At 55.9% G+C, this 8,723-nt stretch carries 7 protein-coding genes, 1 tRNA gene and 2 pseudogenes; 8 read left to right on the forward strand and 2 right to left on the reverse strand.

The features are described from left to right. Nucleotides 1–201: pseudogene (locus POG22_RS15215) on the reverse strand (RNA-guided endonuclease TnpB family protein); the annotation flags it as partial. A 240-nt stretch (nt 202–441) separates the two neighbouring features. Beyond that, nucleotides 442–515, reverse strand: a tRNA-Arg gene (locus tag POG22_RS15220). 58 nt (nt 516–573) lie between these two features. Here POG22_RS15220 and moaC point away from each other — a divergent pair. The 8 genes and pseudogenes from moaC to POG22_RS15260 all read left to right on the forward strand — a co-directional run. Next, the gene (gene moaC, locus POG22_RS15225; protein WP_498906187.1) at nt 574–1,080 is read left to right on the forward strand and encodes a cyclic pyranopterin monophosphate synthase MoaC; all 507 of its coding nucleotides are present in this window, start codon (nt 574–576) and stop codon (nt 1,078–1,080) included. Nucleotides 1,081–1,237: 157 nt separating this feature from the next. After that, the gene (locus POG22_RS15230; protein ID WP_498906189.1) at nt 1,238–2,140 is read left to right on the forward strand and encodes an alpha/beta fold hydrolase; all 903 of its coding nucleotides are present in this window, start codon (nt 1,238–1,240) and stop codon (nt 2,138–2,140) included. Between the two features lie 78 nt (nt 2,141–2,218). Continuing rightward, nucleotides 2,219–3,343: an S-layer homology domain-containing protein gene (locus POG22_RS15235; RefSeq protein ID WP_498906191.1), complete on the forward strand. Its 1,125-nt coding sequence runs from the start codon at nt 2,219–2,221 to the stop codon at nt 3,341–3,343. Between the two features lie 209 nt (nt 3,344–3,552). Beyond that, the gene (gene acpP / locus POG22_RS15240; protein WP_017662797.1) at nt 3,553–3,810 is read left to right on the forward strand and encodes an acyl carrier protein; all 258 of its coding nucleotides are present in this window, start codon (nt 3,553–3,555) and stop codon (nt 3,808–3,810) included. Nucleotides 3,811–4,368: 558 nt separating this feature from the next. Beyond that, on the forward strand, nt 4,369–5,622 hold the full coding sequence (gene fabF, locus POG22_RS15245; RefSeq protein WP_498906192.1) for a beta-ketoacyl-ACP synthase II: 1,254 nt from the start codon (nt 4,369–4,371) through the stop codon (nt 5,620–5,622). Between the two features lie 42 nt (nt 5,623–5,664). Continuing rightward, entirely contained in the window at nt 5,665–5,880 is a 216-nt protein-coding gene (locus POG22_RS15250; RefSeq protein ID WP_498906193.1) for a hypothetical protein, read from the forward strand. A gap of 247 nt (nt 5,881–6,127) precedes the next feature. Then, a complete protein-coding gene (tkt, locus tag POG22_RS15255) occupies nt 6,128–8,134 on the forward strand; it encodes a transketolase family protein (protein ID WP_498906194.1) in 2,007 nt (668 codons plus the stop codon). 391 nt (nt 8,135–8,525) lie between these two features. Further along, nucleotides 8,526–8,723: pseudogene (locus POG22_RS15260) on the forward strand (RNA-guided endonuclease TnpB family protein); the annotation flags it as partial.

The raw sequence follows: 8,723 nt of genomic DNA on the forward strand, positions 1-8,723 counted from the left end.
ATGAGAGTTCAGTTCTTCAACAAACTTAAACTCTTTTCTGAGTCGCGTGTTGTACCGAAATAGCTCAGCTTTCCCCACGCCTCGATTGTCCATCCAGTAACGCAGGGCTTTGTTGCGAACGAACTGAGCCGTCCGAATTGCCTCGTCGATGGCTTGAACTTGGTGAGGCTTGGGCTTAACTTTGTATTCGAGGACAAACACGACTTGATACCCATTATCATAGTATCATTTTACCGCAGCTAGGCTGAAGCGGTCTCTGAGCGAAGCCGAAGAGCCGCAACATCTCTCACCCCGCCCTGGAAGGACGGGGCTTGTTGGCGTCCCGGTCACCAGTCACCAGTCACCAGTCACCAGTCACCAGTGAGGCGATGAGGGGAAACCTGTTCCCTGTTCGCAGAAAAAGAGTCGCTCCAAATTGGAACAACTCTTTTACAATTAAAACGGGCTAGGAGGGATTCGAACCCCCGACACCGTGGTCCGTAGCCACGTGCTCTAGTCCACTGAGCTACAAGCCCTTTCGTGACTCGCAAACCGCGCTCGTCACTAGATTTACATCTTAACAGAGATTTCTGGATGAGACAACCCCCCGAACCGAAAAAAATTCTAACCCATCTCGACGAGGGCGGTGACGCCCGGATGGTAGACGTTTCGGACAAATCCCCCACAGTAAGAGAAGCTGTAGCCGCCGGAGTCATTCGCATGAAACGGGAAACCCTCGAAGCGATCGAATCGGGAAACGCGCCCAAAGGGGACGTTCTCACCACTGCCAAACTGGCCGGAATCCTCGCCGCCAAACAAACCTCTCAACTGATTCCCCTATGTCATCCGCTTCCGCTGACGAAAATTGACGTGCGAATCAGCCCCGATTCCGAAATTCCGGGTTATCGCCTCGAAGCGACCGTTAAAACGAAAGCTGAAACGGGTGTAGAGATGGAAGCCCTCACTGCCGTCTCCGTCGCCGCCCTCACGCTGTACGATATGGCCAAAGCCCTGGAAAAAACGATGGAAATTGAAGGGATTCGTTTAGTGAAGAAAACTGGCGGAACGGGAGAGGGGGAGAGGGGGAGAAGGGGAGACTAAGGAAGAAACTGTTACTTGTTAACTGTCTTCACTGTTCACTGCTAACTGTAAAAGTTCCCCGTTCCCGATTCCCCGTTCCCGATTCCCCGTTCCCGATTCCCGATTCCCGATTCCCGTTCCCTGTTCCCCGTTCCCTGTTCCCTCTCAATTATCAATTATGTTAATTCCACCTGGATTCGAGCAAAAATCGATCGAAACGTCCCTCGGACGTATGGCGTATTACACGGCCAGCGGGGAAATGTGGACGATCGCACCGTCAGAAACGCCCTCGCCAACCCTCGTGTTCCTTCACGGACTGGGGGGCGGTTCCTCGGCTTACGAATGGTCGAAAGTGTATCCCGCCTTCGCCTCGCGATATCGGATTCTCGCTCCCGATTTAATAGGCTGGGGGCGATCGCACCATCCCGAACGAGACTATAAACCCGAAGATTACATCACGACCATCGGTGAATTTTTAGAGCAAACCTGCGAGGGAGCGGTGACGGTTATCGCGTCGTCTCTGACCGCTGCATTTACCATCCGAGCGGCCATCGATCGCCCCGAAGCGTTTAAATCCCTGATTCTCACCAATCCCAGCGGCTTGTCCGACTTCGGAAACGATTACAACAACACCTTTTTCGCCCAACTGGTGAAAACGCCCCTGCTCGATCGCCTCCTGTACACCACGGCGATCGCGACCTCCGGTGGAATTCAGTCGTTTCTCGAACAACGCCAGTTCGCCGAACCCAACCGAATTTACAACGAAATCGTCAAAGCCTATCTCGAATCGGCCACGCAACCCAACGCCGAATACGCCGCCTTATCCTTCGTTCGCGGCGACTGCTGCTTCGATTTGGCTCGCTATCTTCCCCAACTGACGGTTCCCACCGCCATGCTCTGGGGCAAACAAACCCAATTCGTCAGTTACGATGTCGGAAAACGCCTGGCCGACCTCAATCGCGACGCGGTCAAACAGTTTGAAGTTCTCGAAGACGTGGGTTTGACGCCTCAACTGGAACTCCCCGCTGTCACCGTCGGACTCATCGAGCGATTTTTGCGTCAATTGGAGTCCAATTCTTAACAATCCTCGATCGACGAGCAACATTCGAGGCTCGCTGATAGTATCGTAAGGAAACGGAAGAAAGAACAGGCGATCGGCATGGTCAATCCCACTCCCCCCGAACCTCCCTCCTCCCGACGCGTCAGTCGCGACGAGTGGATCGCGATCTTTATCGCCCTCGGCGTCATGGGCGGTATCGGAGTTTGGGCGCTGGGCGATCGCGATCGCACTTGGACTCTCGTAGAAACCGCTCCGTCCGACGCGATCGCCTCCCCGAGCGAACCTCGTCAGGAGTCCGAGAGCGAAACCGAAACGGAAACCCCAACTGGCGAGATCGCCTTCGACCTCGGAGAACCCGAGACCGACACCCCCGACCCCGAAACCGAAGCCGAATCCGATACTGAAAGCGGGCGACAGAGCGATCGGGAGATCGCTTCGACTCCCGCTTCAGAACGAGACCCCAACCGCGACGCGTCCGGCGATACAGAAGGCGCGTTTCCCACCTCTTCCCCCGAACCCATCTCTCCCGAGACGACGTTAGAGACGACTCCCGAACCTCCAACCCCCGAGACGCCGACCGAAACCGCCACCGCTCCCCCCGCCCAAGTCGATCCGAACCTAGCCGAACCGGGAACTCCCATCGGCTTCGTCGACGTTCCCGAAGAGTACTGGGCGAAACCCTACATCGACGCCATGTCCGCCCGGAATCTTGTCGAAGGCGTCGAAGAAAACCGCTTCGCCCCCGAAGAACCCGTGACTCGAGCGCAGTTCGCCGCCTTAATCGGACGAATCTTTGAAGGACGAACCTCCTCGAGCGAGGCGATCGCCTTTAACGACATTTCTGGCGAATACTGGGCGGTCGAAGCGATTAACGAAGCCGTGCGACTGGGATTTCTCAAAGGCTATCCCGGTCAGGTGTTCCAACCCGAACAACCCGTTACTCGCTTTGAAGTGTTGCTGTCGCTCAGTTCTGGGTTAGGACTCGAGAGTCCTGAAAATCCCGACGCCGTCTTGGGCGACTATACCGACCGCGACACCGTCCCCGACTGGGCGAAACCCGCCGTAGCGGCCGCTGTCAACGCCGGACTGCTCGGCGCGTACCCCGACAACCGAGAACTCGACCTCGATCGCGCCGCGACCCGAGCTGACGTCACGGCCATCGCCTACCGCGCCCTCGTCCAGGCCGGAGAAGCCGAAGCGATCGAACCCGCGAATCCTCAGTAAATTAAGGATCGTGCTGAATTTTACAGAATCGATCGAGATCGACACTGCGTATCGCGTCGCGCTTTCCGATAATATAGGACAGGACTAGCGCGAGCCAGTCCGAGTCAAACGGTTGTGTCGGTTGTCTGAAACGGGGAACCCGCCGAATACTCGGAAGTGCCTCAGTTGAGTTCGGACTGTGGCTTCGCCATTTATCGAGGACGTACACGATGAGTCAAGAAACAGTTTTTGAAAAAGTTAAAAGCATTGTCGCCGAGCAACTCGAAATCGACGATCCCGACACCATTAAGCCCGAATCCCACTTCGCGAACGATTTGGGAGCCGATTCTCTCGACGTTGTCGAATTGGTCATGGCGTTAGAAGAAGAATTCGATATCGAAATCCCCGACGAAGACGCTGAAAAGATGGTGACGATCCAAGCAGCCGTCGATTATCTTTGCGAAAAATCCCCCGTCGCGAAAGCTTAAACACGACAAGTTATCGATCCGCGATCGCTAGAGCTGAGTTCCAGGGATTCGCTTCCCCCACGAATCTCAGTTCTCGATCGCTCCTCTATTTTTTCTTTACGGTACAAGGCATTGGTTGGGTTTGACACTCCCACGAATTCTATTCGTGGGATTCTTGGCTCAACCATCCGACTTACGCACTTGGCTCGGAAGCCAAATGCTCAGAGGTCGAGATCGCGCCGGTGCGTTTCGCATCCCCCCAACCCCCCTTGGTAAGGGGAACTAAGGGGGGATACCTGTTCCGGTCTGCCCGACCGTACAGTGGAGTCAAAAATTCTGAATCTTCGTGCTTGACGCTTGAAGCTTTTACCCACACGAGCTGTTTTCCGCGTGGAACCGCCAAACTTCCGTTTTTAAGGTTCTCACCCTTCGATGCCAGGTTTTTTGTGAGGTTAGCTACCTGTGCCTCAAATAGAATTGTAGCCTCGAAGCTTAAAAGCTTCAACGCGTTCGTCCCACGCTTGAAAGACGTGGGCTTTGCTCCCATTTCTGTAAAATCCCTCGACACTGACTGACATCATGACCAACTTCAAACCGAAACGTGTTGTGGTAACAGGTCTCGGTGCTATTACGCCGATTGGCAACACTGCCGAAGACTTTTGGCAGGCGGCGATCGATGGGCGTAGCGGTATCGGGCAGATTACCCATTTCGACCCGTCAAAACACGCTTGTCGCATCGCCGGAGAAGTCAAAGGGTACGATCCTCACGACTATATCGATCGTAAAGAGGCGAAACGCATGGCTCGTTTCGCTCAGTTTGCGGTGTCAGCCAGTCAGCAAGCACTTGCCGATGCAAAGTTCACCATCGACGACTTAAACGCCGAACAAATCGGCGTCATCATCGGAACGGGAGTCGGCGGGCTGAAAGTGATGGAAGACCAACAGGAAACCTACCTCGCTCGCGGTCCGTCTCGCGTCAGCCCCTTCACCGTACCCATGATGATCGCCAACATGGCCGCCGGACTGACTGCCATTCATACCGGCGCTAAAGGGCCGAATTCCTGCCCCGTGACCGCCTGTGCCGCCGGATCGAACGCCGTTGGGGATGCCTTTCGCCTGATCCAGCAAGGGTATGCCCAAGCCATGTTATGCGGCGGAACTGAAGCCGCCGTTACGCCCCTGGCTGTCGCTGGATTTGCTTCGGCTAAAGCCCTCTCGACGCGCAACGACGAACCCAGCCGCGCCAGCCGTCCCTTCGATGCGGAACGCGACGGATTCGTGATGGGCGAAGGAGCGGGCGTTCTCTTGCTCGAAGAACTCGAGTTCGCTTTGAGTCGAGGGGCAAAAATTTACGGGGAAATCATCGGGTACGGCATGACCTGCGATGCCTATCACATGACCTCACCGGTTCCCGGTGGTGCTGGCGCAGCCCGCGCGATTCAATTAGCTTTGAAAGATGCCGGCCTCGTTCCCGCCGACGTGAGTTACGTCAACGCTCACGGAACGAGTACTGCGGCCAACGACCGCACTGAAACCGCCGCACTGAAAACTGCTCTCGGGGAAGACTGCGCGAGAAACATCGTTATCAGTTCGAGCAAGTCGATGACGGGGCATTTGTTAGGTGGAGCCGGTGGCATCGAAGCTGTCCTGTCCGTGTTGAGCGTGGCTCGCGATCGCGTCCCGCCGACGATCAACCTCGAAAATCCCGACCCCGACTGCGACCTCGACTACGTACCCAAGCAAAGTCGATCGCATACGGTAAACGTGGCCTTGTCGAACTCTTTCGGCTTCGGCGGTCATAACGTAACGCTCGTGTTTAAAAAATACCAATAACATCATCAAAACGGGGTCGATAGACTCGTTTCGAGCGGCCTCTTGCCCCCCGATCCCCATAATGGGATGATGGGGACGAAAGAACTCACTCTGATGGCGATCGCGATCGTCGAAACCGCTTTGTCGCCTCTCGACACGACGATCGCCGCAGCGAAACGATATCGTCGAACCGTTTATGAGATCCTCGTGCGAAACGGCACGTCGAATCGGTATGGTGCTGGCAACTCCCAACCCGACAGAGCCACGTTGAAATCTTAGAGAAATCTGGGGTTTCGCTCGCTCGATCGGCAGTTTGCATTTTGCCAGCCTGCTCGATAAAACCGCGAGATCGAATCGGTGTGAAATGGGAAAAGGTCTCTGGAGTTTCTCGCTGTAAAAACGGAGCGATCGCCCGACAAGCAGCCCGAGAATCATTCCGACTCGAAAGACTTTCACCCCATTTTACAGAAACAGAAAACGGGTCGTACCCAGCCCCGAGCAAACCGTTGTCAAGAAGATAGAAACTATGGCCGTAGCCACCCAATCCCTCGAAGAACTCTGCATTAATGCCATTCGCTTTCTCGCCATCGATGCCGTCGAAAAAGCGAAATCCGGCCACCCCGGTTTACCGATGGGCGCTGCCCCCATGGCCTTCGTGCTGTGGGATCGCTTCATGCGGTTCAACCCCAAAAATCCCCAATGGTTCAACCGCGATCGCTTCGTTCTCTCCGCCGGTCACGGTTGTATGCTGCAATACGCCCTGCTTTACCTGACGGGCTACGATAGCGTCGGCCTCGATGACATCAAAAATTTCCGTCAGTGGGGATCTGTCACCCCAGGACACCCGGAAAACTTTGAAACCGCAGGCGTCGAAGTGACCACCGGCCCCTTGGGGCAGGGAATCGCCAACGCAGTGGGTCTGGCCATGGCGGAAGCGCACCTGGCCGCTCGCTTCAACAAACCCGATTGCACCCTCGTCGATCACTACACCTACGTCATTCTCGGCGACGGCTGCAACATGGAAGGAGTCTCGGGCGAAGCTTGCTCTTTGGCCGGACACTTAGGGCTGGGTAAACTGATCGCCCTCTACGACGACAACCACATTTCCATCGACGGTTCCACCGATATCGCCTTCACCGAAGACGTTGCCAAACGCTTCGAGGCTTACGGCTGGCACGTCCAACACGTGGAAAACGGCAACACCGACCTCGACGCCATAGACAAGGCGATCGAAGCCGCCAAGCAAGTGACGGACAAACCGTCCTTGATTAAAGTCACCACCACCATCGGTTACGGCTCTCCCAACAAAGCTGACACCGCAGGCGTCCACGGGGCTGCCTTGGGCGCTGATGAAGTGGCCGCCACCCGCGAGAACCTCGGCTGGAATCGCGACCCCTTCGACGTTCCCGAAGACGTTCTCTCTCACTTCCGCAAGGCGGTCGATCGCGGAGCCGAAGCCGAGCAAGAGTGGAACCAACTGCTCGATACCTATCGCAGCAAGTACGCCAGCGACGCCGCCGAGTTCGAGCGGATGCTGCGCGGCGACCTGCCTCAAGGATGGGATGCCGACCTGCCTAGCTTCACCCCCGACGACAAAGGCATGGCAACCCGCAAGCACTCCCAAGCTTGCCTCAACGCCCTCGCCCCCAACCTGCCGGAACTCATCGGCGGTTCTGCTGACCTGACCCACTCCAACCTCACCGAACTCAAGTGTTCCGGTAACTTCCAAAAAGGCCAGTACGAAAACCGCAACCTGCGCTTCGGCGTTCGGGAACACGGCATGGGTGCCATTTGTAACGGCATCGCCCTGCACAACTCCGGTTTGATTCCCTACTGCGCGACCTTCTTGGTCTTCGCCGACTATATGCGCGCGGCAATTCGCCTGTCGGCCTTGTCCGAAGCGGGTGTCGTTTACGTGATGACCCACGATTCGATCGCCCTGGGCGAAGACGGTCCGACGCACCAACCCGTGGAAACTCTGGCCTCGCTGCGAGCGATCCCCAACTTGGTGGTGATTCGTCCGGCAGACGGCAACGAAACCTCTGGGGCGTACAAAGTGGCCGTGGCTAACCGCAAGCGTCCCACGCTGATGGCGTTTACCCGTCAAGGACTGCCCAACCTGGCGGGGGGTTCCGCCGACAACGTGGCTAAAGGGGCTTATATCCTCTCGGATTGCGAGGGAACCCCCGACTTAATTCTGATCGGAACCGGTAGCGAAGTCTCCCTTTGCGTGGAAGCGGCTGAAAAACTCACCGCCGAAGGCAAGAAAGTGCGCGTCGTCTCCATGCCCTCCTGCGAACTGTTCGAGGAACAAGACGAAGCCTATCGCGAATCCGTGCTACCCTCCGCCGTTACCAAGCGTCTCGTCGTCGAAGCAGCTACTCGCTTCGGTTGGGAACGCTATATGGGGGCTGAAGGCGATATGGTGAGCATCGATCGTTTCGGTGCGTCCGCTCCCGGCGGCACTGTGATGGAGAAATTCGGCTACACCGTCGATAACGTTCTCGCCAAAGCCAAAGCACTTTTAGGCTAATCCTCGTCAGATCTGCCCTTCGTTGCAGCTAGACTGCCAGAACCCCAGTATTTCCACGATACTGGGGTTCTTGTTCAGGGAACGGCGAGCCGTTAACAGTTGTTCCCTGGCTCCCTGTCTTCCCTCTTCCCTCTTCCCTTTTCCCTGAAGAAGCTCCCCCTCTCTTGCGTTACCAAAAGAGCTGGGTTTAAAGCCTCGCCCCCTTCGACTTGGCTCAGGGCAAGCCTTCGACTTGGCTCACTTCGACAAGCTCACTTCGACAAGCTCACTTCGACAAGCTCACTTCGACAAGCTCAGTGCAAGCAGTGCAAGCAGTGCAAACCTTCTAGGGCGAATTTACCCGACAATTCTTGTGGTAAGATGGAAGGATATAGGGGAATCAACAACAGCAATGTTAGTTCGAGAAGCCAAACTCAAAGGTTTGCCAAAGCAGTATCAAGCACTTGATGAAGCGATCCGTACCGGACAGTTCATCAGAAATAAGTGCTTGCGACTGTGGATGGATACCCGTGACTGCACGAGAGCCAAAATGCAGGCTTTGTGTAAGAGTTTGGCGATCGAGTTCCCTTTTGCCAAACAACTCAACAGC

The sequence above is a fragment of the Geitlerinema sp. CS-897 genome (assembly GCF_028368005.1).
Taxonomy (GTDB): Bacteria; Cyanobacteriota; Cyanobacteriia; order Cyanobacteriales; family Geitlerinemataceae; genus Baaleninema; species Baaleninema simplex.